This is a genomic window from Blautia parvula (genome assembly GCF_020215665.1).
GTDB lineage: Bacteria > Bacillota > Clostridia > Lachnospirales > Lachnospiraceae > Blautia > Blautia celeris.
The window spans coordinates 2,973,837-2,999,035 of record NZ_CP084061.1 but is presented as its reverse complement, the minus strand read 5'-3'; the positions used below and the strand labels follow the sequence as shown (position 1 = coordinate 2,999,035).

The 25,199-nt window shown below is 50.0% G+C and carries 19 protein-coding genes; 15 read left to right on the top strand and 4 right to left on the bottom strand.

The features are described 5' to 3' along the window. Nucleotides 1-8: 8 nt before the first annotated feature. Both LC508_RS13950 and LC508_RS13945 read left to right on the top strand, forming a co-directional pair. Nucleotides 9-644, top strand: a complete 636-nt coding sequence (locus tag LC508_RS13950) for an endonuclease III domain-containing protein (protein WP_033142310.1) — start codon at nt 9-11, stop codon at nt 642-644. A 123-nt stretch (nt 645-767) separates the two neighbouring features. Then, entirely contained in the window at nt 768-3,269 is a 2,502-nt protein-coding gene (locus LC508_RS13945; protein WP_033142311.1) for an HD domain-containing phosphohydrolase, read from the top strand. 18 nt (nt 3,270-3,287) lie between these two features. Here the strand turns inward: LC508_RS13945 and LC508_RS13940 are convergent, their stop codons facing one another. Genes LC508_RS13940 through LC508_RS13930 form a run of 3 tightly spaced genes read right to left on the bottom strand, consistent with a single transcriptional unit; the run spans nt 3,288 to nt 7,509 of the window. Continuing rightward, entirely contained in the window at nt 3,288-5,489 is a 2,202-nt protein-coding gene (locus LC508_RS13940) for a DUF4129 domain-containing transglutaminase family protein (protein WP_103731767.1), read from the bottom strand. Continuing rightward, the gene (locus LC508_RS13935) at nt 5,486-6,574 is read right to left on the bottom strand and encodes a DUF58 domain-containing protein (protein WP_103731768.1); all 1,089 of its coding nucleotides are present in this window, start codon (nt 6,572-6,574) and stop codon (nt 5,486-5,488) included. Before LC508_RS13935 ends, LC508_RS13940 begins: the two co-directional genes overlap by 4 nt. Beyond that, nucleotides 6,571-7,509 (bottom strand): AAA family ATPase, encoded by a 939-nt coding sequence (locus tag LC508_RS13930; RefSeq protein ID WP_054351909.1) that lies wholly within the window; start codon nt 7,507-7,509, stop codon nt 6,571-6,573. Before LC508_RS13930 ends, LC508_RS13935 begins: the two co-directional genes overlap by 4 nt. Nucleotides 7,510-7,669: 160 nt before the next feature. Between LC508_RS13930 and LC508_RS13925 the strand changes: the two genes are divergently transcribed. From LC508_RS13925 to LC508_RS13885, 9 genes are all read left to right on the top strand, one after another. After that, entirely contained in the window at nt 7,670-8,662 is a 993-nt protein-coding gene (locus tag LC508_RS13925) for an alpha/beta hydrolase (RefSeq protein WP_103731769.1), read from the top strand. 141 nt (nt 8,663-8,803) lie between these two features. Next, complete coding sequence (locus LC508_RS13920) at nt 8,804-9,505, top strand: WecB/TagA/CpsF family glycosyltransferase (protein WP_033142388.1); 702 nt, start codon at nt 8,804-8,806, stop codon at nt 9,503-9,505. A gap of 1 nt (nt 9,506) precedes the next feature. Further along, entirely contained in the window at nt 9,507-10,379 is an 873-nt protein-coding gene (locus LC508_RS13915) for a YitT family protein (RefSeq protein WP_103731770.1), read from the top strand. A gap of 193 nt (nt 10,380-10,572) precedes the next feature. Further along, nucleotides 10,573-11,661: a PucR family transcriptional regulator gene (locus LC508_RS13910; RefSeq protein ID WP_103732495.1), complete on the top strand. Its 1,089-nt coding sequence runs from the start codon at nt 10,573-10,575 to the stop codon at nt 11,659-11,661. A 40-nt stretch (nt 11,662-11,701) separates the two neighbouring features. Next, nucleotides 11,702-12,388, top strand: coding sequence for a cell division ATP-binding protein FtsE (gene ftsE, locus LC508_RS13905; protein WP_033142316.1), 687 nt, complete (start codon nt 11,702-11,704; stop codon nt 12,386-12,388). Continuing rightward, entirely contained in the window at nt 12,378-13,289 is a 912-nt protein-coding gene (gene ftsX, locus LC508_RS13900) for a permease-like cell division protein FtsX (protein WP_033142317.1), read from the top strand. Before ftsE ends, ftsX begins: the two co-directional genes overlap by 11 nt. Nucleotides 13,290-13,409: 120 nt before the next feature. Then, nucleotides 13,410-14,591, top strand: coding sequence for a S41 family peptidase (locus tag LC508_RS13895; RefSeq protein WP_033142390.1), 1,182 nt, complete (start codon nt 13,410-13,412; stop codon nt 14,589-14,591). Between the two features lie 70 nt (nt 14,592-14,661). Next, nucleotides 14,662-15,531: a DegV family protein gene (locus LC508_RS13890; RefSeq protein ID WP_033142318.1), complete on the top strand. Its 870-nt coding sequence runs from the start codon at nt 14,662-14,664 to the stop codon at nt 15,529-15,531. A gap of 234 nt (nt 15,532-15,765) precedes the next feature. Then, entirely contained in the window at nt 15,766-16,818 is a 1,053-nt protein-coding gene (locus LC508_RS13885; RefSeq protein ID WP_033142319.1) for an HD-GYP domain-containing protein, read from the top strand. Nucleotides 16,819-16,896: 78 nt separating this feature from the next. Here LC508_RS13885 and LC508_RS13880 read toward each other — a convergent pair whose 3' ends face one another. Then, nucleotides 16,897-17,871, bottom strand: a complete 975-nt coding sequence (locus tag LC508_RS13880) for an AraC family transcriptional regulator (protein WP_103732494.1) — start codon at nt 17,869-17,871, stop codon at nt 16,897-16,899. 162 nt (nt 17,872-18,033) lie between these two features. Between LC508_RS13880 and rhaB the strand changes: the two genes are divergently transcribed. The 4 genes from rhaB to LC508_RS13860 all read left to right on the top strand — a co-directional run bounded on the left by rhaB (nt 18,034) and on the right by LC508_RS13860 (nt 25,171). After that, nucleotides 18,034-19,434, top strand: a complete 1,401-nt coding sequence (rhaB, locus tag LC508_RS13875; protein WP_118593778.1) for a rhamnulokinase — start codon at nt 18,034-18,036, stop codon at nt 19,432-19,434. Between the two features lie 44 nt (nt 19,435-19,478). Continuing rightward, a complete protein-coding gene (locus tag LC508_RS13870; RefSeq protein ID WP_033142322.1) occupies nt 19,479-20,732 on the top strand; it encodes an L-rhamnose isomerase in 1,254 nt (417 codons plus the stop codon). Nucleotides 20,733-20,811: 79 nt separating this feature from the next. Further along, the gene (rhaD, locus tag LC508_RS13865) at nt 20,812-21,639 is read left to right on the top strand and encodes a rhamnulose-1-phosphate aldolase (protein WP_103731696.1); all 828 of its coding nucleotides are present in this window, start codon (nt 20,812-20,814) and stop codon (nt 21,637-21,639) included. A 253-nt stretch (nt 21,640-21,892) separates the two neighbouring features. After that, entirely contained in the window at nt 21,893-25,171 is a 3,279-nt protein-coding gene (locus tag LC508_RS13860) for a response regulator (protein ID WP_033142323.1), read from the top strand. Nucleotides 25,172-25,199: the final 28 nt, after the last annotated feature.

Genomic DNA, 25,199 nt, shown 5'->3' with positions numbered 1-25,199 from the left:
AATAGATTATGACAAAAGAAGAACTGGCCCTGGAAGTGGTGGACAGATTGAAAAAAGAATATCCGGATGTGGGCTGTACCCTGGATTATGACCAGGCCTGGAAGCTGCTTGTAAGCGTCCGGCTGGCGGCCCAGTGTACGGATGCCAGAGTCAATGTTGTGGTACAGGATCTGTATGAAAAGTATCCGGATGTGAGCGCTTTGGCTGACGCGGATGTGGAGGATATAGAACGGATCGTCAGGCCATGCGGCCTTGGAAAGAGCAAGGCCAGGGATATCAGCGCCTGTATGAAAATCCTGCGGGATGCGTATGGCGGCAGAGTACCCGATGATTTTAACGCCTTACTGAAGCTTCCTGGCGTGGGAAGAAAAAGCGCCAACCTGATCATGGGAGACGTGTTCGGGGAACCTGCCATTGTGACAGATACGCACTGCATCCGCCTGGTCAACCGCATAGGTCTGGTGGACGGTATAAAAGAACCGAAAAAGGTGGAGATGGCTCTGTGGAAACTGATTCCTCCAAAAGAGGGCAGTGATTTCTGCCACAGACTGGTATTTCATGGCAGGGATGTGTGCACAGCCAGGACAAAGCCCCGATGCGGCAAGTGCTGCCTGCAGGATATCTGCCCCCAAAACGGCGTGTGATCCGGAGCTTCCTCCCATACAGGAATGGATTACCGTAAAAACTTGAACAACAGGGAAATCTGTACTATTATAAAAAGGTACTATCTGTAAAAAGGTAAATAAAATGACAGGAAATAACGAAAGATGAGCAGCTTTACAATTGTGCCTATTATTGCACTGATCTGTTATATATTTTTGCTGGTATCCTTTTTGGCGGCAAAAAAGGATGCGGCGATCTATGCTTTTATGGAACTTCTGCTGACCATGGTCATATGGGCCAGCGGTTCCCTCTTTATGAGACTTGCCTATTGGCCCTCTGTGGGGTTCTGGTTTCATGTGTCACTCACCGGGCTTTTTATGATTCCGCTTATATTTTTTCATTTTCTGCAGAAATTTCTGTGTGTTGAGAAGACATACCGTATTTATTTCTGGACTGCAGCCATTGTCCTTATGCTGCTGGTGAATTACAAATACGAGATCTTTGTGCAGGCACCCCAGGTCCTCCGATTGGAGAACGGCGGCAATGCCTATGTTTATCATATGCACTGGCAGGCAGTGATACCGTTTCTGGTGGAGGGCGGCGCCCTGTCTGCCTGCGGGCGTATGGTCTATGAGAACCGCAGGGAAAATAAATTTGCGGGAAAAAGCCTCAGGCCTGTGTGGTATGGCATCGGTGCCCTGGCATTGGGACAGATATGCATCGCATTTCCGGCCTTCAGCGGATTTCCCATTGATATCTGTTCCGGTATTGTCATGTCTGTGTGTGTATATTACGCATTGTACCGGAAGCGTCTGTTCCGTCTGAATCTTCTGGTTTCAAAGGCCAACTGCTATGTGGCGGCATTTTTGATCTCCATGCTGCTGTTTTACAGTTTTATCCCTGACTATAACGCCCTTCTGGAAAAGCATTTCGGTTTTGAGGAGACACAGCTTACCATGGCGGTTTCCTTCAGCATGGTGCTTGCCGCAGTGGTGATCTATCTGATCATCAAGGCAGCCCTTGATACGGTATTTGAAAAAGATGAGATCATGCAGTCCAGAAGTATCGGAGAATTCAGCAGCGGGGTTTCCTACCTGACGAATGTGGATGGAATTCTGGAACAGATGATGCAGACCATAGAGGAAGCAGTTCCGGCTGAGGCTGTCCTTATTTTTCTCAAGGATGAGAGCGGGGACTATAGACTGACTCTGGGAAGCGGGAAGACAGAGGGACTGTCCTGTGTCATATCAAAGGACGAGAAGGTTTTTGACCTGCTGAGGGAATCCGGCGGGTGTATTTTTACGAGGGAATACAAAAGCGTGCCGGTATATAAGAAATTCATTGCCGATATGCGCATACAACTGCCAAAATATAAGATTGAGTGCATAGCCGGGATCAGGGACGATGAGCAGTATCAGGGACTTATCTTTCTGGCCGGAAAGAAGAACGGGGAGAGATATACACCCGGGGATCTGAGCTTCTTTGAATCTCTCAGTTCTGTGGCCTTTATTGCCATACAGAACTCCAGGCTGTATGAGAAGGCCTGTGAGGAGGCCAGGAGAGATTATCTGACCGGTGTAGCCAACCGCAGGTATTTCTATGAAGTGCTGGAACAGTGCTGTGACAGTGAGGCTTATGATTTTGGTTCCCTTGTGATGATCGACGTGGATGATTTCAAGCTGTATAATCAGCTCTACGGCACAGAAGCAGGTGACGGTGCACTGAAGCGGATCGCTGAGATGATCCGGGGAGAGGTGGGTGAGAAGGGAATTGTAGCCAGATATTCCGGCAAGGTCTTTACAATCCTTCTTCCGGGGGTCACGGAGAGTGAAGCGGAGGCACTGGCGGGTCGTATATCGGATCTGGTGCGTGAGATGAATAAAGCGTCCGGGGAAAATGCCATGAAGGTGCTGACCGTAAGCTGCGGTATCGCCCTGGGTGTCTGCCCCATCCATGATTTTCATGAACTGATCGAACATGCGGATACGGCTGTCTACTATGCCAAGAAAGCCGGGAAAAACAGGACGGTCATCTACAAGGAAGGAAATGGCGGGGAACGCCCTTCTGAGCTGTCCTACCAGCCGGGGGTGTATTCCGATTATGCGCCTACTATTTATGCGCTGACGGCAGCCATTGACGCGAAAGACCACTATACCTTCAGCCATTCGGAGAATGTGGCTTACTATGCAAGGGAGCTGGCAAGAGCGTACGGTATGAATGAGGAGGGGCTGAAGATCATATATGAGGCGGGGCTTCTCCACGATATCGGTAAGATCGGGATTGAGGAGAACATTCTGAACAAGCCGGGAAAGCTCACAGACGAGGAATATGAGATCGTGAAATCCCATGTGGAGCTGTCCATCGGCATTATCCGGCATCTTCCCTCCCTGGACTATGTGATCCCGGCCGTGATCGGCCATCATGAGAGATATGACGGAAAAGGATATCCCAGAGGCATCCGGGGGGAGGAAATCCCGCTGATGGCCAGAATCCTGTGTGTGGCGGATTCCTTTGATGCCATGGTAACTGCCCGCAGCTACAAGCCCAGCATAGAGGTGGAGGAAGCCCTTCACAATCTGGAAGAGGATGCGGGCAGGCAGTTTGACCCAAAACTGGTTCCTGTATTTGTCAGAAATATCAGGGAGGGCCGAATCGCAATCCGCTGACGCCGGACAGACCGCCGTTTACTTAAGGCGGTACAGCAGGCGTTTTGTGCGGGAGCAGCCTTGGAGATACTGAATCTCCAGGGCGTGGATATAGTTGTTTAAATATTGTATGGTTTCCGGACCGGATTCCCTGCCGCCGTAGCGGATTTCCCGGAACATACGGAAGATTTCAGTTAAGGCTGTTCCGGGCACATCCAGTGTGCCGGCAGCCTTTTCTTCGTATTGAAGCAGAGTTTCCCCGTCCTCAAAGGGGATACCTGACAGCCGGCCGAGCAGGAAGAGTTTATCCATGAGGAAGAGCATTTTCCCGTAGCTGTCCATGGCAGCATAGGCTCTTCGCTGCATGAATTTCCGGAACAGGAGCACAGCGCCGGCCAGAATGCAGGCAGCCGTAAGAAGGAGGAGGAGAGGAAGAAGCTTCAGCAGTATCAGCAGAAAGCTTTTATAAAAAGGCTCTTCTGTCTCGGTATCCCGGACAGAGGCAGTGTTTCCGTTATCCTCTGTCTCCATATGGGGACTGCTGTTTTCGGGGCCTGCAGGTGCGGGGAGAGAAGAATCTTTGGAGGTTTCATCCTCCCAGGGGGATGCCGTGTTTGCAGAGTATCCGGGGGTGGAGTCAAAGGGAATCCAGCCCACAGGTTCCAGATAGGCTTCCGCCCATGCGTGCGCACTGGAACCGCCCAGATGGATTTCCGTATCCTCCACGCTGCATGTCTGATCTGTGGCAAATCCCTCCACATAGCGGGTGGGGATGCCCCGGCAGCGCCCCAGCACCGCCATGGCAGTGGCAAAGGAGGTACAGTATCCGGATTTGGTGTCAAAAAGGAAACAGTCAGCAAAATCACGTCCTTCCTCCAAAACCTCAGTTGTGGTGGAATAGCTGTAACCCAGCAGATAGGTACGAATCGCCTCCAGCTCCTCATAGGGCGTCTCACAGTCCCGGGTGATCTCATCGGCAAGTTCATATACCCTGGGGGGAAGATCCTCCGGCAGTAAAGTGCAGTCCTCAAAAATGCGGGAGCGGCGGGTATTGTCTCTGTCAAAATCACCACGTACAGCCAGAAGTTTTTGGAAATTCTCACTTTTATAGTTAAGCTCCACATACTGCAGGCCGTAGACAAAGCCGACGCCTTTGGGTTTTGGAAGCAGAAGATTGCCGCCGTGAGCCTCCGGCTTCAGAGAGGAAGGAAGCTGGAATTTCCAGGTGTTGGGGGCGTGGAACAGGCTTTGTGTTTTGAGGCCTTCAAATTTTATTTCTATGGAGCACACATGTGTCAGGGAACGAATCTCCGTGTCCGTCAGCCCGGAAACGGACAGTGCTTCGTTGATCGTCCTGTATTGCTCCTGATATTCTTTTCCCCGCTCCTGCCCGGTGGGTTCTTCCGGTTTCCAGGAGGTCCCGTCATAGGTGTCATAGATGGTCCCTGCCAGATAAAGAGGGGATTTGGTCATGGTTCCGGTGACGGAAATCTGTGGTTTATCTGACCGGATCAGGCTTCCGCCCAGCGCGCCCTCTGAACCGTATCCCGTTTCGGACAGGGCGTATATGTTTGAAGCACCGGAAAAGAGATAATCCAGATTTACCAGCAGTGCGTTTGCTTTTTCCTGTACAGCCCCTGCGGCTTTCCGAACGGTTTCCCAGCGGATGGGCGTGCTTTTGACAGGGAGCAGACAGATGAGAATAAGGCATGCGAGAAACAGGGGGGACAGAAAAAAGACTTCCTGTTTTCCGATGCCTCTTTTCTTTCCTGCAGCCTCGGCCAGAAACAGCAGGCAGCAGAAGAATATCAGGCAGATATTCCATTTGGACAGGGGAACCCCCACTGCCCCGTAATAAAAAAGGCAGGTGATCTCCGCAAGCAGGATGGGAAAAGTCAGGAACAGATGCCGGACCGCAAAGAGGCACAGCACAGACCCTCCGATACAGGCAGCTTCCATCTGTATGTAGGGAAGGATAGTATACAGATCCCTGCCGGTCATGAAAAAGAAAATGAGAAGTATCACATGCAGGATCAGCAGAATACAGCCTGCGGGAATGACAATGTTTTTCTGGACCGCATAGTGGAGAAGCAGGGAAAAGAGCACGGCACCGGCACTTAAAAGAAGGGCAGGCCAGTGCAGCACCCAGAAAGAGTCAGCCAGCAGAAGCAGACCTGTGCAGAGACAGGCCCCGTGGATGCTCTCATAATATTTGCCAATAAATTCCCGGTATTTTTTCATAAATTCAACTCTCCTGCATAGATGCACAGCACTTCATTTCCGAGAAGCCGGCTCTCCTCTATGGTCTCTGTAAGCGCAGGGGTCTGGGAGGAGGTAATGAGGATATAGGCTCTGGTGCCTGCCAGACGGCTGGTGTACCGGCGCCATACCTTCTCAAGAGGAAGCGCGGATTCAAAGGAGATATCTGCACATTTTTCATAAAAAGCTTCAAACCCGGTACATACATCTATGAGGATCTCCCGGATTTCCGAATCCATATAGACTACCCGCACAGGGATTTTTTTCAGATAACAGTCCTGCAGATAGGAGAGGGCTGCTTCCAGGATATTGTCCTCTGTCTGCAGCCGTTTTTCCGTATCTCCCTGTACAGGACTTAGATCCAGCATGAGGATGGTCTCAAAAAGCTCCTCCGGCATCTGTCTGCGCACGAGAAGTTCCCCGGTCCTGGCAGAATTTTTCCAGTGGATATATTTCTTGGGGTCTCCGCTTTGGTAATGCCGGACTTCATAATCGGGCAGATTCTGGAGACGTGAAGTGGGAAACAGCGTGTTTTTGGGGTCCTTTTTCTGCAGTGCCAGGCTGAGACGTTCCAGCGGAAGGATGCGGGGCTTGGCTGTGAGGCGGACCTGGGACATCATGGGGTATGTGATGGTAAAAAGCCCCAGAAAGTCTGTGACTGTGACGCTTTTCACGCCGACGGGGTAAGTGCCTCTGTGTCTGCAGTACATTTTTGTCTCCACCTGCTTCTGGGCATGGGGAAGGAGACAGAGATGCTGCAGTTCCCGGTCTACGCTGTCATGCTGCATGCTGACCATATCGGTATAAAAGTGCAGGGTAATATCCGTAAAGGGCAGAAAGTCTTCATTGCCCAGAATGAGCTGATAGGGGACTTTCTGCCCTTTCACTACAAGGTGCGAGACATTCTGTACGATCTTAAAACGAAAATAAACGTACAGGGAGTAGAGCAGAGCCAGCAGGGGCAGCAGCAGGGCAAAGTAGAAGAGCAGATAAGAAACCGCCTTGCCCTGAAAGCTGACCAGCACAGTGCTGCCTATGAGGAAGAGCAGACAGACGGCTTTTTTCATAAGACAGGGACATGAGCTGCCCGCATGGCTTCCTGCAGCATTTCCTTTTCCTTTTTTCCCTCCAGCCGTGCTTCGGAGGACAAAATAAGCCTGTGCAGCAGCACCGGAGGAGCCAGAGCGGCAATATCTTCCGGTGTGGTGTACATGCGGCCCTCCAGATAGGCGCGGCTTTTGGCGGCGCGCACCAGGGCAATGGCGGCTCTGGGGCTTGCGCCCAGGGATAAATATCTGCTTTTTCTGGTATTTCTGGCGATCTCAACTGCGTAGGCCATCACATCATCATGCACAGCCACGGTTTTGATCTCTTCCTTTATCTTCAGGATGTCCTCCCTGGTGGTGACCGGACCCAGTTTTTTCAGGGGTTCCCCGTTGACCATACGGCGGACAATGTCTGCCTCGTCCCCTGGTGTCTCGGGATATCCCATGGATATCTTCATCAGAAAACGGTCCAGCTGTGCCTCCGGCAGACGATAGGTGCCCAGCTGCTCCACAGGGTTCTGGGTGGCAATGACCATGAAAAGCCCGGGAAGGGCATAGGTGGTGCCGTCCACCGTGACCTGCTGTTCCTCCATGGCTTCCAGAAGGCTTGCCTGGGTCTTGGGTGAGGTACGGTTGATCTCATCTGCCAGGAGAATATCATTCATCACAGCGCCGGGAATGTAGGAAAATTCTCCGGTCTGCATCTGGTACATGGACATGCCGATCACATCCCCGGGAAGGGTATCAGGGGTAAACTGGATTCTTGCAAAGCTGCACTGGATAGACTGGGCAAGGGCTTTCCCAAGCGTTGTCTTGCCGACCCCCGGCACGTCCTCCAGGAGAAGGTGTCCGTCAGAGAGCAGGGTGATGAGTGCCAGCTCGATGGCCTTTCGTTTCCCTACGATCACGGACTCCATATTTTCAATGATCATGTTCAGTGTTTCCGACTGAGGCATATAAGACCCCCCTTACTATTTCATATAGTATTATAATAACAAAGCAGGACAGCAGTGTAAATGTTCAAAAAGGCTTTTATCTGCCAATTATTGCGCAGTGGAAGAAAAGCAGGTATAATGTATAAAATATGACAAAAAACTACAAGGTGACAGTAAATTTATGCGGAAGAAAAAATGGTTAAAAAGACTGGCTGCGGCACTGGTGGTACTCCTCATTCTGTTCGTACTGGCATCCAATATCGTGGTGGACCTGGCACTGGTCCCGGAGAAGATGGAACAGACCCAGGCGTTTGAAGATATCACGGAGGACAGCTATGAAGCCTTGGTCCAGACAGATGATATTGAGCAGAACAGAATGTCCAGTCTGGAGAAGACAAACAGGTGGGCTGAGACTGCTGACAGCGAAGCGTTGTCTGTGACAACTGCGGATGGTTATCTGCTGAAGGGAATGGCCTTTTACCAGGAGAGTGAGAGTCACAACTGGGTTCTGCTTCTGCACGGCTATACAGGATGGAAAGAGGAGATGTACCCGATTGCGTATGAGTATGCGAGAAGAGGATATCAGGTCCTGGTGCCGGATATGCGCTGCAGCGGGGACAGTGAAGGCGACTTTATCGGCATGGGCTGGACAGACAGGAAGGACAATCTGCTGTGGCTGCAGACCATACTGGAAAAGGACGCGGATGCACAGATCGTCATTCACGGACAGTCCATGGGAGGCGCCTGTGCCCTGATGATGACAGGGGAAGAACTTCCGAACTGTGTTAAGGCAGTGGTATCGGACAGCGCGTACACGGATGCATACAGTATTTTCAAAAAACAGCTCAGGGACTGGTTTCATCTTCCGGGCTTTCCCCTGGTGGACGGGGCAGGCCTGATGCTGCAGATGCGCGGGGGATACAGTCTGAAAAAAGCCTCTGCTCTGGAGGCAGTGAAGAAAAGCACGCGCCCTGTTCTGATCATTCATGGGCAGGAAGATGCGTTTGTGCCGGTGGAGATGGCTTATGAGCTGTACGATGCGGCAGACTGTGAAAAGGAAATTCTGATTGTGGAGGGCGCCGGACATGCACAGGCACCGGACAAGGCGCCGGGAGTGTATTACAATACGGTATTTTCTTTTTTGGAGACGCATGGAATGGGCGTTTTTGGCTGAAAATACAAAGTGTAGGAACAAAGCAGAAAAGAATCCTTGGATGTGCGGCTTGAAAAATCTCTGTCTGTCTGCTATAGTAGGAAGATAAAGCGTATGTGCGGTGCTGAACAGGGTGCGGTACGGGATTACTGGAGAAATATTATGCATGAAAAAATAGAGGTACTTGGCATTTCCGTGGAGAAATGCTATGTAGAGGACGTGATGGAGTGCGTCAATGAGAACTGGTTTAAAGAAGCGCTGTCCACCTATGGAGTGATCAACATGAAACTGCTGATGGCTGCCCAGGAGGACGAGAAGCTCAAGAAATATATCAGCATTCTGGACAAGGCCGTGGTGGATGAACCGGAGGTTCTAAAAGCGGCAGGGGTGGAGGACAAAAGACTTGAGGAGGAGGCTTCAAGGCACGGTTTCTTTTCCACGCTGTTCTGGTTTTTATCCCATTATAAGAACCAGGTGTTTCTCCTCGGCGAGACAGAGGAGGATACGGAGGCCTTCTGTCATTTTGTGGAGGAAAAGTATCCGGATATTGTGATCGTGGGAAAAGACAGCCTGCAGGAGGCTCATGCTGACCAGATCGACAGGGTCATCAATGAGATCAATTCTTTCAGTCCCCAGGCAGTGCTCACATGCTCCAGGAATATGGGGATTGAGCGCTTTGTGGCGGATAATAGGAAAATGATGAACACAAAGATCCTGTTCTGCCTGGGGGAGCGTCAGGAAATTCAGCAGGAAACAGGATTAAAAAAGGGCTGGCTGGGAAAACTTCTGGAAAAGAGTACATTCAAAAAACTGGTATCACAGTATAATGAGGAGAATGAGGATACGGGAAAAGGAGAAGAATAGCATGCTTGCTGAGAAAAAAGGAAATTGGCGGGCATATGTGTATATACTGATCGGGACGGCTGTCATGGCCGTCTCAATCACTTCCATTTACGACCATATGCAGATGGTGACCGGAGGATTTTCCGGTCTGGCCATCATTATCAAATCCCTGACAGAGAATCTGATGCCCGGCGGAATCCCCCTGTGGCTGACCAATGCGGTCTTAAATATTCCGCTGTTCTTCCTCGGGGTGAGCATCAAGGGATGGGGATTTACCAAGAAGTCCATCTTCGGTGCCCTTGCCCTGTCGCTCTGGCTCTTTCTCATACCGGAGCTTCCCATCATACCGGACGATATGCTGCTGGCAGCCCTGTTCGGCGGTGTGATCATGGGGGTGGGCATTGGCTTTATCTTCATGGGACAGGGAACTACAGGCGGAACGGATATGGTGTCCGCCTTGATTCAGCATAAGATGCGCCATTATTCTATTGCCCAGATCCTGCAGGTGGTGGATGGGGCCATTGTCATTTTAGGTGTCTTTACCTTTGGGCTGCAGAGGGCGCTCTATGCGGTGATCGCTATCTTTGTCACCACAAAAGTGACGGACGGGTTCCTGGAAGGTATGAAGTTTGCCAAGATCGCCTTCATCATTACAGACCTGCACGACGAGCTGGCAAAGAGTCTTATGGAGGAGCTGGAGAGAGGGCTGACCGGGATCTCCGCCAGGGGTATGTATTCCGGTGAGGAGAAGACCATGCTCTTCTGTGTGGTTGGAAAGAAGCAGATCGTGCGGTTAAAAGAGCTGGTGACCAGGACCGATCCCAAGGCATTTGTGATCGTGACAGATGCCCGTGAGGTCATTGGAGAAGGTTTCCACAGCGGCGAGGAAATGTGATTTTTTCCTCTGTCTGAATCGTAAAAAGAAAAGGGAAAATGTGAACAAAATGTTACATTTTGAAAAAAAGATGTAATATTTAACATTTTCTCTTTATTTTTTTTCGATTATGTATTAGTATATAGTGTAGGGTTTTTTGTTTTTATGGGATGGAAACAAGGAAGTATACTATATAATGAAAGAAGGAAAGAGAATGATATCAAACCAGGTACTACAAAACACTCTGGACGGGCTGAAAAGCATATCCAGAACAGACTTCTACATCACGGACATGGAAGGGAAAGTGATGGCATCTACTTTTTCTGAGAACGTCTGTGCACAGGAGGAAGTCCTAGCTTTTGCAAATTCCCAGGCGGACAGTCAGGTGATCAAAGGGTATCAGTTCTTTAAGATTTACGATGACCATCAGCTTGAGTATGTGCTGGTTATCAATAGCGCCGGAGACGATGTCTATACACTGGGAAAGCTTGTGGTTTTCCAGATTCAGGGACTGCTGACCGCATACAAAGAGCGGTTTAATAAGGACAACTTTATTAAGAACCTGCTTTTGGACAATCTGCTTTTAGTGGATATCCATAACCGGGCCAAAAAGCTGCACATCGAAGTGGATGTGCGCAGAGTTGTATTTATTCTGGAAACCAACCAGGATAAGGATTACGGCTCTCTGGAAAATATTAAAAATCTATTGGGCGGCAAAACAGGGGATTTTGTCACTGCTGTGGATGAGAAGAGCATTATCATTGTAAAAGAGCTGACTGTCACGGATAATTATCCGCAGGTGGATAAGATTGCAAATATGATTCTGACCACACTGGGGATTGAGAAGGATGGCAGGACGCACATTGCGTACGGCACCATTGTGAAGGAGTTAAAGGAAGTATCGCGCTCCTACAAGGAGGCCCGCATGGCTCTGGACGTTGGTAAGATTTTCTTTGGAGACAGAGAAGTGATCGCTTACAGTTCCCTGGGCATCGGCCGATTGATCTACCAGCTGCCGATTCCTCTCTGCAAAATGTTTATCCGGGAAATTTTCGATGGGAAATCTCCGGATGATTTTGATGAGGAGACACTGACCACCATCAATAAATTCTTTGAAAACAGCCTGAATGTCTCAGAGACATCAAGACAGCTGTACATACACAGGAATACCCTGGTATACCGTCTGGATAAGCTCCAGAAGAGTACCGGCCTTGACCTGCGTGTGTTTGAAGATGCCATAACATTTAAGATAGCCCTGATGGTGGTGAAATATATGAAGTATATGGAGACACTTGATTACTGATATCCGGGGAAGCGGGCATCAGGAACACAGGAGGATATTTATGATTGATTTAAAGGGCGTGAGTAAAGCATACAGTAAGGGCCAGCCGGCGCTTAACAATGTGTCGCTTCACGTAGAGAAGGGTGAATTTGTTTTTATCGTGGGCAACAGCGGTTCAGGTAAATCCACTCTGATAAAGCTGCTGTTGAAGGAACTGGACCCCACAAGCGGAACCATTACGGTAAACGGACAGCGCCTGGACAAGTTAAGACGGAGAAAAGTGGCGAAATACCGCAGGGGAGTCGGTGTTGTATTCCAGGATTTCCGTCTGCTTCGTGACAGGAATGTTTATGAAAATGTAGCATTTGCACAGCGGGTCATTGAGCGTCCCACACGTGTCATCAAAAAGCGCGTGCCTGAGGTCCTCACCTTAGTGGGCCTGGCTGAAAAATACAAATCACGTCCGGACCAGTTATCCGGCGGTGAGCAGCAGAGGGTTGCCCTGGCAAGGGCACTGGTAAACCGTCCAAGCATCCTGCTTGCGGATGAGCCGACAGGTAACCTGGACCCTAAGAACTCTTTTGAGATCATGAAACTGCTGGAAGAGATCAACGAGCGCGGTACAACCGTTCTTGTCGTTACACACAACAGGGAAATCGTAAACGCATTCAAGAAGCGAGTGATTACCATGAAGAAAGGCGTCATTGTAAGCGACGAACAAGAAGGTGGATATCAGTATGAGAATTAGTACAATAGCATACATATTAAAACAGGGTGTGAAGAACATCTGGAGAAATTTAAGATTCTCCCTTGCTTCTATTGCCACCATGTCCGCATGTATATTCCTGTTTGGACTGTTTCTTGCACTGGTTATGAACTTCAGATATATCGTCCACACAGCGGAGGAAGGCGTAGCGGTTGTTGTATATTTTAACGAGGGAACAAAACAGGAGCAGATCGATGAGATCGGCCAGAAGATACAGGCCCGGGAAGAGGTTGCGGAAGTAAAATACATCTCTGCCGACCAGGCGTGGGAAGAGTTCCGTGATGACTATCTGGGCGGTGACGAGGCGCTGGCAGAGGGATTCAGAAATCAGGATAATCCTCTTGCCAACTCAGCGAACTATCAGGTGTATCTGAAAAATGTTGAGGAACAGAGCCAGCTTGTAGAGTATATCCAGTCTCTGGACGGTGTGCGCAGTGTCAGCCAGTCACAGTCAGCGGAGAAGACACTGTCCACATTTAATAAACTGATCGGATACGTGTCCCTGGCCATTGTATTTATACTGCTGGCAGTTGCGTTCTTCCTGATCAGCAATACCATCACCATGGGTATTTCCGTGCGGCAGGAAGAGATTGGGATCATGAAGCTGATCGGAGCCACGGACTTCTTTGTAAGGGCACCGTTCGTCATCGAAGGTATCCTGCTGGGTATTGTGGGCGCGGCCATTCCTATGGGAATCCTTTATGTGCTCTACAATAAGGTGATCGAATTCGTTATGACAAAATTCCATCTTTTGTCAGGATTCCTGCAGTTTTTGGATGTATCCCATGTATTCCGCATTCTGCTTCCGGTAGGTGTGGGTCTTGGTATCGGTATCGGTTTCATTGGAAGTATGATATCCGTAAGGAAACATTTAAGGGTATAAAAATGATAAAGTACAGAAGAGATGCTGCCAAATGGATGCTGCCTCCCGCCGTGCGGGAGGGCTGTTTGGCAGTGTCTTCTTTTTTATTTTATAATAGATTACAGGAAAGGAACTGGAAAAGTGGACAGAAAGAAATATATCAAAGGGTTTCTGCTGGGTGTTCTCTGCACGGCTTTGATGGGAGGCGGTGTACTGGGATACCTGTGGCAGCAGGATCAGAAGGGTGTGCTGAATGCCTCCACAGTGAAGAAGGCAAAGGTGATCGAGGGAATCATAGATGAATATTATCTGGAGGATATAGACGAGGAGGAACTGGAGGATTATCTGTACAAAGGTCTGGTGGCAGGTCTCGGGGACCCCTATTCCGGATATTACACCTCAGAGGAGTACGCCAAGCTGAATGAGAGCACAGACGGTGAGTACCTGGGTGTGGGCGTGGTGCTGCAGCAGGATGCGAGAACGGGAATCGTAACTATCACCAGATGCTATGAGGGCGCGCCGGGAGCTAAGGCGGGGCTTCTGCCCGGGGATGTGATCTATAAGGTAAACGGGGAGGCTGTCATGGACAAGGAACTGACAGAGGTGGTGAAGATCATCAAGGGGTCAGAGGATAAAACAGCCCACCTGGAGATCGCCAGGGAGGGGGAGAGTGATTATCTGAGCCTGGATATTCCCTTGGAGCATGTGGAGGTTCCCATGGTGGAGCATGAGATGCTGGAGGACCATATCGGATATATCCAGATCTACGAATTTGCGGAGGTGACAACTGCCCAGTATGAGTCTGCTTTTCAGGACCTGCAGAGCCAGGGGATGGAACGCCTGATCGTGGATCTGCGCGATAATCCCGGCGGACTTTTGCTCTCCGTGTGTGATATTCTGGAGCAGATCCTGCCCAAGGGCCTGATCGTGTATACGGAAGATAAGAACGGGAACAAAAAAGAATACACCTGCGACGGGGAAAATGAACTGCAGATTCCCCTGGCGGTTCTCGTGAATGAAAACAGTGCCAGCGCGTCAGAAATTTTCTCAGGTGCAGTGCAGGATTATGGAATCGGCAAGCTGGTGGGAACCACCACTTACGGAAAGGGAATCGTACAGATGCCCATTCCCCTTACAGACGGAAGCGCGGTAAAACTCACCATCGCCAAATATTACACCCCAAACGGGCGGAACATCCACGGAACGGGGATTGAGCCGGATGTGGAGGCAGAGCTGGATGACAGTCTCCGCCAGCAGGTTACCATAGAGAAGTCTGAGGATAACCAGCTTCAGAAAGCCATAGAGGTGGTCAGGGGAATGTAGGGGAAATGCAGTTGAAGAGACGGGCAATCCGTGGTAAACTGTTTAAAACGGAAAGAGAGGGAGACAGCGTATGAGTGAATATGTAATTATGACAGATAATACAGTGGATATGCCCTTGTCATGGTTTCAGGAAAACCAGGTGGATTATCTCTGCCTGTCCTGCAACATGGATGGGGAAATATATGATAAGGAACATGTCATTGACGATAAAGAATTTTACAGGCGCATGAGAGCAGGTTCCATGCCCACCACATCCCAGGTAAACCCCACAGCGGCGGAGGAGATTTTTGAGTCGGTGCTCAAAGAGGGGAAGGATGTTTTATATCTGGCGTTCTCATCCGGCCTCAGCGGAACATACAACAGCTGTCGTGTTGCAGCGGAGGAGCTCAGGGAGTCTTACCCGGACAGAAGGATAGAGGTGATCGACACCCTGGCTGCGTCCATGGGGGAAGGTCTGCTTGTATGGTATGCCGCGAAGATGAAGGCAGAGGGCAGGTCCATGGAGGAAGTAGTACAGTGGGTCAGGGAGAACATTCTTCATACCTGCCACGTCTTCACTGTGGATGACCTGAATCATCTCTATCGGGGCGGACGTGTCTCCAAAGCCACAGCAGTTCTGGGGACACTGGCAAATATCAAGCCCATGCTCCACGTGGATAATGAGGGCAAGCTGATACCTGTGGGAAAGGTGAGAGGACGGAAGAAATCCCTGGCAACGCTGGTCTCCATGATGGAGGAGCGGGTCGGCGCTTATCGAAGCAAGAATGAGATGATCATGATTAGTCACGGGGACTGTGAGGAAGACGCCGCGTATGTGGCAAAGCTTGTGGAAGAGAAATTCGGCATAACCCATGTTATGATGAACCCCATAGGCGCTACCATCGGTGCCCATGCCGGCCCCGGTACCGTAGCTCTGTTTTTCCTTGGTGATTACAGATAACGGCTGCTGTCCGCTGGTATCCGGCAGTGCGTTTCGCGTTTGCACAGTAATCGGATAACATACTGAATTTTTTATATTATAGGATATAGCGCTTGACAGTTTTCAGCAAGAGAAGTTAAACTGATAGAAGTGAAGGATTTACCAAGGAAAAAGTGTATGAAAGGATAAATGCACGATGGACAATAGATGTGGGAGTTCTTCTGAAGGTTTTCGGGAGGAGGCATTGGGGCGTTTATGAACAGCAGACAGACAATTCTGATCGTAGATGATGTGGAAATGAACCGTGCGATTTTGGATGCCACCTTTTCGGAAGACTACAGAATCTTAGAAGCTGAGAACGGAAAGCAGGCCATGGAGCTTATCATGGAGCAGCAGGACAGGCTTGCCGCCATACTGCTTGACGTAATTATGCCTGTTATGGATGGATTTGAAGTGCTGGAAGAGATGCAGAAGCTGGAGCTTACGCATAAGATCCCTGTCTTTCTGATAACTGCAGAGAACTCTCAGGAAGTATTGAAAAGAGGGTATGAGCTGGGCGTTGTGGATATTATCGGAAAACCAATCATTCCCTTCTTTATCCGCCGAAGGATCGGCAATGTGATACGGCTCAATAACATTGTGAATGAGCAGGAAGCCCTGCTCCGGGAACAGGCCCAGGAGATTCGGGAACTGAACAGCTCTATCATCGAGACACTTTCCACAGCGATTGAGTTCCGGGACTGTGAATCCGGCGAGCATGTTACAAGAATCCGGGATTTGACTCTTATTCTTCTGCATGTTATCAAGGATCTGGACCCCTCCTGCAGTATTGAGGAGAATGACCTGCCGATGATAGCAGATGCTGCAGTCATGCACGATGTGGGCAAAATAGCCATTCCCGACGGAATTCTCAATAAACCGGGCAGGCTTACAGCAGAAGAATTTGAGATCATGAAGACGCATACCATACGGGGATGCGAGCTTCTGGACAGTGTACCACGGTTCCGTGAGAACCCTGTGTACAAATACGCGTATGATATCTGCCGGCATCACCATGAGAGGTGGGACGGACGAGGATATCCGGACGGGCTGAAAGAAAATGAGATATCCATCCAGGCGCAGGTAGTATCTGTAGCGGATGTCTATGACGCTTTAGTCAGCGACCGTGTATACAAAAAGGCATATTCCCATGAGACCGCATATGAGATGATACGCAACGGGGAATGCGGCTGCTTCAGCCCCCTTCTGATGGAGGGACTGAGCAGGGCAAAAGATAAGATGAAAGCGCTCTATAAGAGAGTGAAGTAGAAAGGTGCATCTGCACCGGCGTTTGAACGGACGCCGGGAGATGCGCCTTTTTTGCCTTCGCTGCCCGGTGCCGGAAATTCAGCGGGATTCCGGTTCCCTGGAAAGACGGTAGCAGCGGGGAGACATGCCGAAGCGGGCCTTAAATATCTTATAGAAATAGCTGAAGTTGTGGTATCCCACATTCAGACCGATATCCGTCACGGACAGGGATGTGTTCTGGAGCAGATAGGCTGCCTGGTTCAGCCGCTTTTCCTGGAGCAGGTCCTTGTAATTTTTTCCTGTATGGCGCTTGATGATACGGCTGAGCCAGTAGAGGTCATAGCCCAGTTCCTGTGCAAGCTCAGACAATTCCCCATCGCTGTAATGTTCCTCGATATACTGAAAGACAGTGAGCAGCAGTTCCTGTTCATAATTCTCCCGTCCAATCTCCGCTTTGTCGATATAGTTCATGAGCTGCAGAAAGAGCAGACCCATGGTGACCTGGTTGGAGCTTCTTTTGTTGGGCTGCTTGTTGTGCAGGGTCCAGATAAGATTTTCCACAAGGTTCTGGATAGGCAGAATATCTGCCACCTTAAAGTGGAGATAATGGACATTCTGGCTGCCGTTTTTCAGGCATTCGATGATGAATGTCCGCAGCATATTATCCTCCGTACCGATCATATCAAGAGGCTGGCCGAAGAACTCAGGCAGTATGATAAAATTGACGGCAATGTCGTCATATCCTGCAGGAAATATTTCCTGGGTGGCAGTCTGACTTAAAAAGAGCAGTTCCCCGGTGCCGAGAAGAACCTCCGAGCCGTTTATCAGGTGGCGGGTGCTGCCGGAACACATATAGATCATCTCCACGTAATTGTGGTTATGTTTCGGGAAATGGACAAAGCGGGTATGAGGGCGGATCTGCAGCAGTTTCCCGTGCTCCAGCAGCTTTTTGTTGTCAATGGTCATGGAATGCTCAAGATTGTAGAGGGAGGGATTGATTCCCTTCTGCCCGTTGAGCAGTGCCTGCTCCTCCGGTGTTATCTTTTTCAGTTCTTTTAACAATTCCTGGTTCATGGCCTTCCTCCCTCCTATGGAATCCTTCTGTATCTATAGTAATATGCAGGAGAAAAAAATGCAATCCGCAGACTGCAAATAAGGTTATAAAATTATGCAAACCGTGTACTTTTTCTTTTGTGTTATTTCCGATAAAATGGGAGCATAAGGAGGTCGGAAAGGATGACAGAATATTATCTGGCGGTGGACATCGGGGCGTCCAGCGGACGCCACATTCTGGGCCATATGGAGCAGGGACGTATGGTGATGGAGGAAATGCACCGTTTCTATAACGGGCTCACCGTGAAGGACGGGGAAGCCTGCTGGGACCTGGAACAGTTATTTGAGGAAATCAAGACAGGACTTAAAAAATGCAGGGAGGCCGGGAAGATACCTGTGAGTATGGGAATCGACACTTGGGCTGTGGACTTTGTGCTTTTAGATGATACGGACAAGGTTCTGGGAAACGCAGTGGGATACCGGGATAAAAGGACAGAGGGCACGGACAGGCTTGTCTATGAGGTACTTCCAGAGCAGGAGCTGTATGGAAGGACAGGGATCCAGAAACAGATCTTTAACACGATCTATCAGCTCATGGCTGTGAAGAAAAAACATCCGGAATGTCTGGAAAAGGCATCTGCCATGCTCCTGGTGCCCGACTATTTCCAGTTTCTGCTCACAGGCAGAAAGGCGTCTGAGTACACCAATGCCACCACAACCCAGCTTGTGAGTCCAAAGACAAAGGACTGGGATTTTGAGCTGATTGAAATGCTGGGATATCCCCGGCGGATTTTTCAGCCTGTGGTAAAGCCGGGCACGGTACTGGGGAATTTTACGGAGGAGATACAAAGAGAAGTGGGATTTGACTGTCAGGTCATTCTGCCCGCTACCCATGATACGGGGTCCGCAGTTCTGGCTGTGCCTTCCAATGAGGATAAAACTTTGTACATAAGCTCAGGCACCTGGTCCTTGATGGGAGTGGAGCGAAAGGAAGCGGACTGTTCGGAGAAAAGCCGAGGGCTGAATTTTACCAATGAGGGCGGCTATGATTACAGGTTCCGTTATCTGAAAAATATCATGGGGCTGTGGATGATCCAGTCTCTCAAAAAAGAACTGCAGGACGCCTATTCCTTTGCCGGGCTGTGCGAAATGGCATCCGGGGAGACGATTTCCTCCCTGGTGGACTGCAACGACAGCCGTTTTCTGGCACCGGAATCTATGATCAAGGCCGTACAGGAATACTGTGAGGATACGGGACAGCAGATTCCGAAGACACCGGGACAGCTTGCGTGTGTCATTTACAGAAGCCTTGCGCAGTGTTACGGAAAAACCGTGAGGGAGATAGAGGAAATGACAGGGGTGCATTATAAGAAGCTCCACGTGGTAGGCGGCGGTGCCAATGCCGGGTATCTGAACCGGCTCACTGCAGCCAGCACCGGAAAAACGGTACTGGCAGGTCCTACGGAGGCAACTGCTATCGGCAACCTGATGGTGCAGATGATGGCAAAGGGAGTTCTGGCAGATTTAAAAGCAGCCAGACAGTGTGTCTATGATTCTTTTGAGATGAAAATATATGAGCCGTGAAAACAGTATTTTAAAAATAACAGGAAAGTCAGGAGGAAAACAATATGACGACAGAACAGAGATATGAATCCGCCAGAGAGATTTATAAAAATATAGGAGTTGATACAGACAGGGCAGTGGAGACACTGAAGAACATCCACATTTCCATGCATTGCTGGCAGGGGGATGATGTGCAGGGATTTGACCATGAAGGGCCATTATCCGGCGGTATCCAGACAACAGGCAACTACCCGGGAAAGGCAGCTACACCCCAGGAACTTATGGATGACATTGACAAGGCACTGAGCCTGATCCCGGGAAAGCACAAGCTGAATCTGCATGCCAATTACGCTGTCTTTGAGGATGGGGAGTTCGTGGACAGGGATGCCCTGGAGCCAAAACATTTTCGGAAATGGGTGGAGTTTGCAAAAGAAAGAGGCATGGGACTTGACTTCAATCCCACATTTTTCTCCCATGAGAAGGCAGAGAGCTTTACACTTTCAAGCCCGGATGAGGAGATCCGCCAGTTCTGGATCCGCCACGGACAGGCCTGCATCCGCATTTCCCAGTATTTTGCAGAGGAACTGGGCCAGCCCTGCGTGATGAATATCTGGATTCCGGACGGCTATAAGGACGTACCGGCTGACCGTCTGTCTCCCAGGGCCAGATTTAAGGATTCTCTGGACCAGATCTTATCCATTGACTATGACAGGTCAAAGGTCTATGTATGCCTGGAATCCAAGGTGTTCGGCATCGGTATGGAATCCTATACGGTGGGGTCCAGTGAGTTCTGCATCAATTATGCAGCCAACAATGGGATCTTAAGTCTGATGGACAACGGGCATTATCATCCCACAGAAGTGGTTTCCGATAAGATTCCGGCCATGCTTTTATTTAATGAGAAGCTTGCCCTTCATGTGACAAGGCCGGTGCGCTGGGATTCTGACCATGTAGTGCTGTTTGACGATGAGACAAAAGAGATCGCAAAAGAGATCGTGAGGAATGATGCGCTTGACCGCGTATTTTTAGGACTGGATTTCTTTGACGCCAGTATCAACCGTATCAGTGCATGGGTAGTGGGAATGCGGAATATGCAGAAAGCGTTTCTGTTTGCACTGCTCCAGCCCAATGATAAGCTGAAAGAACTGCAGAATAACGGTGAATTCACAGAGCTTATGATGCTCCAGGAAGAGCTGAAGCTGTATCCGTTTGGGGATGTCTGGAATTATTTCTGCGGACAGTGCAGCGTTCCGGAAAAAGAGGACTGGTTTAAAGAAGTGCAGCAGTATGAAAATGAGGTGCTCAGCAAACGCGCATAGCAGACCGCAGCGGCTGCAGGGAAACATGTCCGGCAAAAGGCATGGTTATCCGCAGAGGAGAAAGAAAGGAACAGGAAAAATGAGAGTATTAGAAGCAAAATTTGTACAGGGCTTTATGAGAATGGCAGATGACGGCTGGAACCAGGGATGGCATGAGAGAAACGGCGGAAATCTGACTTACCGTATAAAAAAAGAGGAAGCAGAGTCCATAAGGGAAGAGCTGTCAGAGGATGGAGAGTGGAAGGAGATCGGGACAGCGGTTCCCGCACTGGCCGGGGAGTATTTTCTGGTGACAGGGAGCGGGAAGTACTTCCGCAATGTTATGAGCGACCCGGAGGATTCTATTGCCGTGATCGAGCTGGATGACAAGGGTGAAAATTACCGCATCTGCTGGGGGCTGGTGAACGGGGGAAGACCTACCAGTGAACTGCCGTCCCATCTGATGAATCATGAGGTAAAGATGCAGGCGACCGGCGGGAAGCACAGGGTGATCTACCATGCGCATACTACAAATGTGATCGCACTTACATTTGTTCTGCCGTTGAAGGATGAAGTGTTTACCAGGGAGCTGTGGGAAATGGCAACCGAGTGTCCTGTGGTATTCCCGGATGGAATCGGCGTTGTGGGCTGGATGGTACCGGGCGGAAGAGAGATTGCGGTTGCTACCAGCGAACTGATGAAAAAGTATGATGTGGCTGTTTGGGCGCACCATGGGATGTTTTGCTCAGGGGAGGATTTTGATCTGACTTTTGGGCTGATGCATACAGTTGAAAAGTCGGCGGAGATTCTGGTGAAGATGCTGTCTATGAGGCCGGATAAGCTGCAGACGATCACTGCGGAGAATTTCAGGGATTTGGCGGTGGATTTTAAGGTGGAGCTGCCGGAGAGATTTTTGTTTGAAAAATAGAGGGAAGAGGCTTACTCTGGGGGACCGGAGGGGCCTCTTTTTTGGGCCCCTCTGCCAGCCGCCTTCTGCCGTACCCCTTTCACCTGGTTTTATAGGGCGGTAAGTGAGATGAGAAGAGGAGGGATTTTTTTGAGTTTCTTAAATATGGAGGATGGGAGGGATTTTTTATGGAATCCTGCCGGATTAAATGATACAATAGTATCATTAGGGAAATGGGAACGGCCGGGGTGACGGTTTGTAAGGAGATAATCGTATGTATGATGAGATGCAGGAGAGAGTAGAGGGGTTTGCTTCGCTGATTTTGAGAAGATATTTTTGTGAGTCGGATGTGGAGTTTCTGATATCTACGTTTGATGACGATATTGTCTGGCTGGGGGCCGGGCCGCAGCAGCGGGCAGAGGGGAAGGAGGCTGTGGCAGCCTGTTTTCTGGAGGGCAGGGAAGATCTGGCGCGCTGTCATATGTACGGGGAGCGGTATGTGACAAGGGCGCTTTCCGGGGATTGCTTTCTCTGTGAGGGGGACAGCTGGATTCAGCCGGGAGAGGATACCGGGCTGTATTTTAAGACGCATCAGAGGATTACATTTATCTTTCGGTTAGTGGGGGATGAGCTGAAGACGGTTCATATCCATAATTCCGTGGATTTTTCAGATATCCAGGAGGGAGAGCTGTTTCCGGTTCAGGCGGGCAGGGATGCTTACAGAAAGCTGGAAGAAAAGCTGGCGGATAAGGACAGGCAGATAGAGCTGATGCTGTCTCAGCTTCCCGGCGGAATGATGATCTGCCGTAGGGATGAGGTGTATTCTGCCAAGTGGATCAGTGATAATTTGTGCAGTCTCATGGGCTATGTGGGGCCTGAGGAATTCAGCGAGTGTACTAAAAACTGCTGCAGGGGCTTTATACTGCCGGAAGATTACAGCGGTATGAGGAGGCTGGCAGAAGAAAGTCTGGCAAAGAGTGATCTCTATTATGTGGAATATCGTGTCATGAAAAAGGACGGAAGCTGGTTCTGGGCATCGGACATGGGGAAACGTGTGTGGGATGAGGACGGGGAGGAAGTGATCTACTGCTTCATCGCGGATATATCAGAGAAGAAGGAGAGAGAACTCCAGGCTGAACTGGCGGGAAGAGAAGCTGCCCGGCAGACACGTTTTCTCATGCAGCTTTATGATTCCATACCCTGCGGTATTCTGCAGTTTGAACCGGAGCCGCCGTACCGCATCGTCAATGTCAACCGGAGAGTCTGGGAATCTTACGGCTATGAATCTGAGGAGGAGTACAGAGAAAAATACTATAGTCCGCTTCTGATGGTTCTGGAAGACGAGAGGAAAAAAATAGAAAAGAAGATACTCAGCCTGCGTGTGGGCGGCGGTACCGTGACTTACACAAGACAGGCAAGAAGAAAAGACGGGGCGCCTATGTGGATCAGTGTGATCATGGAACGTCTGGTCAATGCGGACGGCGTGGATGTTGTGCAGGCTATCTTTACGGATATTACGCGGATGCATCTTCTGCAGGCAGCGCAGGAGCTGGAGCAGAGAATTGAAAACCAGTCCCTGCGGGCAGCTACCTGCACGGCATATCCTCTGATCATGAGTGTTAACCTGACAAAGAATACTTACAACTGTTTTATTGAGGAACAGTACTGCCCGTTTGCCAGGACCGGGAATTATGAAGAGATGCAGAAACGGACGCTGGAGGATATCTATCCCTCTTACAGAGAAGATTTTGAGAAATTTTCCGGAAGGGAATCCGTTCTGAAACGGTTTAAAAACGGCGAGCGGGAGCTTTACATGGAAATGCAGGAAAAGGGCCACGACGGAAAATACCACTGGATATCCATACAGCTTATCTGCGTGGATAATCCTGTAGGGACAGATGTACTGGCCATAGAGCTGGTGAAGGTGCTTGACAGCCAGAGAGCAGAGCAGGCCAGACAGGAGCAGCTCTTACGTGATGCACTGGCAGCAGCCAAAGCGGCAAACAGCGCCAAATCGGACTTCCTGTCCAGAATGAGCCATGATATCAGAACTCCCATGAACGCCATTATCGGCATGAGCACCATCGGACAGATGAAAATTGAGGAAACACCCAGAGTCCAGGATTGTTTCCGGAAAATTGACGCTTCATCCAGATATCTGCTGTCCCTGATCAACGATATTCTGGATATGTCCAGGATAGAGACCGGAAAAATGGAGATCAACAGCAGAAAATTTAATTTCGCTGAGCTGTACGAAGAAATCTCCTCCATTATCTATCCCCAGGCTGTGGAGGCAATGATAGATTTTGAGGCCCGGCAAATCGAACCCATTGAACATTACTATGTGGGGGATGCCCTGAGGATCAAACAGATACTTATGAACCTGCTGTCCAATGCCCTGAAGTTCACACCGGCAGGAGGAAAGATCCTTGTGTGTACCCGGGAGGAAAAACGTACCAATGGACATGCCTATGTATGCCTTATGGTTGAGGATAACGGCATTGGTATGTCGGAGGAATTTATGAAGCGCATTTTCCAGCCCTTTGAGCAGGAGAGTTCAGAGAGCGCCAGAAACAATGTGGGCAGCGGCCTTGGGCTTTCCATTGTCTATAATCTGGTCCAGCTTATGGGCGGCAGTATCCGGGCGGAGAGCCGTAAGGGCGAGGGAAGCAGATTTACGGTATGCCTTCCTCTCGGTCTGGTGGAGGACGATGAGGAGGAAGAGTACAGACGGAAGACCAGAGAGCTTATGAAAGATGTGGAGGTTCTGGTGGTGGATGACGATGAGCTGGTGTGTGAGCAGACATCCGCCATTCTGGAGGAGATAGGCGCCCACTCCATCTGGGTGACTTCCGGCCGTGAGGCTGTAAAGCAGGTCAGCGATGCCGTTTCAGAGGGAAGGACCATAGATGTGGCCATGATTGACTGGAGGATGCCGGATATGGACGGTGTTGAGACAACACGCCGCATCCGGGCACTGACCGGGACAGAGACCATGATCATCATCATATCTGCATACGACTGGAGCAGCATAGAGGAGGAGGCCAGACAGGCAGGGGCCAATTTCTTTATCGCAAAGCCACTTTTCCGTTCCACTATTTTTGATACGTTCTCCAGGCTGGGGACAGCGTGCGGGGTGAGCAGGGAAGCAGAGATGGAAAAACAGGATTTTGGGGACCGCCGCGTTCTTCTGGTGGAAGACAATGACCTGAACCGAGAGATCGCCCAGTCTCTTCTGGAGATGCACGGAATACAGACAGATACAGCCGAAAACGGTGCTGAGGCTGTAGCGGCATTTGAAAAGGCACCGAAAGGGTATTATTCAGCGGTACTGATGGATATCCGTATGCCGGTCATGAACGGTCTGGAGGCTTGCAGAAGAATACGGGATCTGGAAAAACACAAAGGGGGAATGGTCCCGATTCTGGCCATGACGGCAAATGCGTTTGATGAGGACAAGGCGCAGGCCTATGAGGCGGGAATGACGGGATATCTGGTGAAGCCGCTGGAGGTAAAGGCACTTTTGGAGGAGCTGCAGGCAATCTGGCAGTAAGAGAGAATCGTTTTTACAGGAGGGAATT

Bases quoted from the DNA above. Each gene is read 5' to 3' on its own strand.
- LC508_RS13860 (WP_033142323.1), top strand. From the start codon at position 21,893: ATGTATGATGAGATGCAGGAGAGAGTAGAGGGGTTTGCTTCGCTGATT.
- LC508_RS13925 (WP_103731769.1), top strand. From the start codon at position 7,670: ATGCGGAAGAAAAAATGGTTAAAAAGACTGGCTGCGGCACTGGTGGTA.
- LC508_RS13940 (WP_103731767.1), bottom strand. From the start codon at position 5,489: ATGAAAAAATACCGGGAATTTATTGGCAAATATTATGAGAGCATCCAC.
- rhaB (WP_118593778.1), top strand. From the start codon at position 18,034: ATGACAGAATATTATCTGGCGGTGGACATCGGGGCGTCCAGCGGACGC.
- LC508_RS13930 (WP_054351909.1), bottom strand. From the start codon at position 7,509: ATGCCTCAGTCGGAAACACTGAACATGATCATTGAAAATATGGAGTCC.
- LC508_RS13910 (WP_103732495.1), top strand. From the start codon at position 10,573: ATGATATCAAACCAGGTACTACAAAACACTCTGGACGGGCTGAAAAGC.
- rhaD (WP_103731696.1), top strand. From the start codon at position 20,812: ATGAGAGTATTAGAAGCAAAATTTGTACAGGGCTTTATGAGAATGGCA.
- LC508_RS13890 (WP_033142318.1), top strand. From the start codon at position 14,662: ATGAGTGAATATGTAATTATGACAGATAATACAGTGGATATGCCCTTG.
- LC508_RS13880 (WP_103732494.1), bottom strand. From the start codon at position 17,871: ATGAACCAGGAATTGTTAAAAGAACTGAAAAAGATAACACCGGAGGAG.
- ftsX (WP_033142317.1), top strand. From the start codon at position 12,378: ATGAGAATTAGTACAATAGCATACATATTAAAACAGGGTGTGAAGAAC.
- ftsE (WP_033142316.1), top strand. From the start codon at position 11,702: ATGATTGATTTAAAGGGCGTGAGTAAAGCATACAGTAAGGGCCAGCCG.
- LC508_RS13920 (WP_033142388.1), top strand. From the start codon at position 8,804: ATGCATGAAAAAATAGAGGTACTTGGCATTTCCGTGGAGAAATGCTAT.
- LC508_RS13885 (WP_033142319.1), top strand. From the start codon at position 15,766: ATGAACAGCAGACAGACAATTCTGATCGTAGATGATGTGGAAATGAAC.
- LC508_RS13915 (WP_103731770.1), top strand. From the start codon at position 9,507: ATGCTTGCTGAGAAAAAAGGAAATTGGCGGGCATATGTGTATATACTG.
- LC508_RS13935 (WP_103731768.1), bottom strand. From the start codon at position 6,574: ATGAAAAAAGCCGTCTGTCTGCTCTTCCTCATAGGCAGCACTGTGCTG.
- LC508_RS13950 (WP_033142310.1), top strand. From the start codon at position 9: ATGACAAAAGAAGAACTGGCCCTGGAAGTGGTGGACAGATTGAAAAAA.
- LC508_RS13945 (WP_033142311.1), top strand. From the start codon at position 768: ATGAGCAGCTTTACAATTGTGCCTATTATTGCACTGATCTGTTATATA.
- LC508_RS13870 (WP_033142322.1), top strand. From the start codon at position 19,479: ATGACGACAGAACAGAGATATGAATCCGCCAGAGAGATTTATAAAAAT.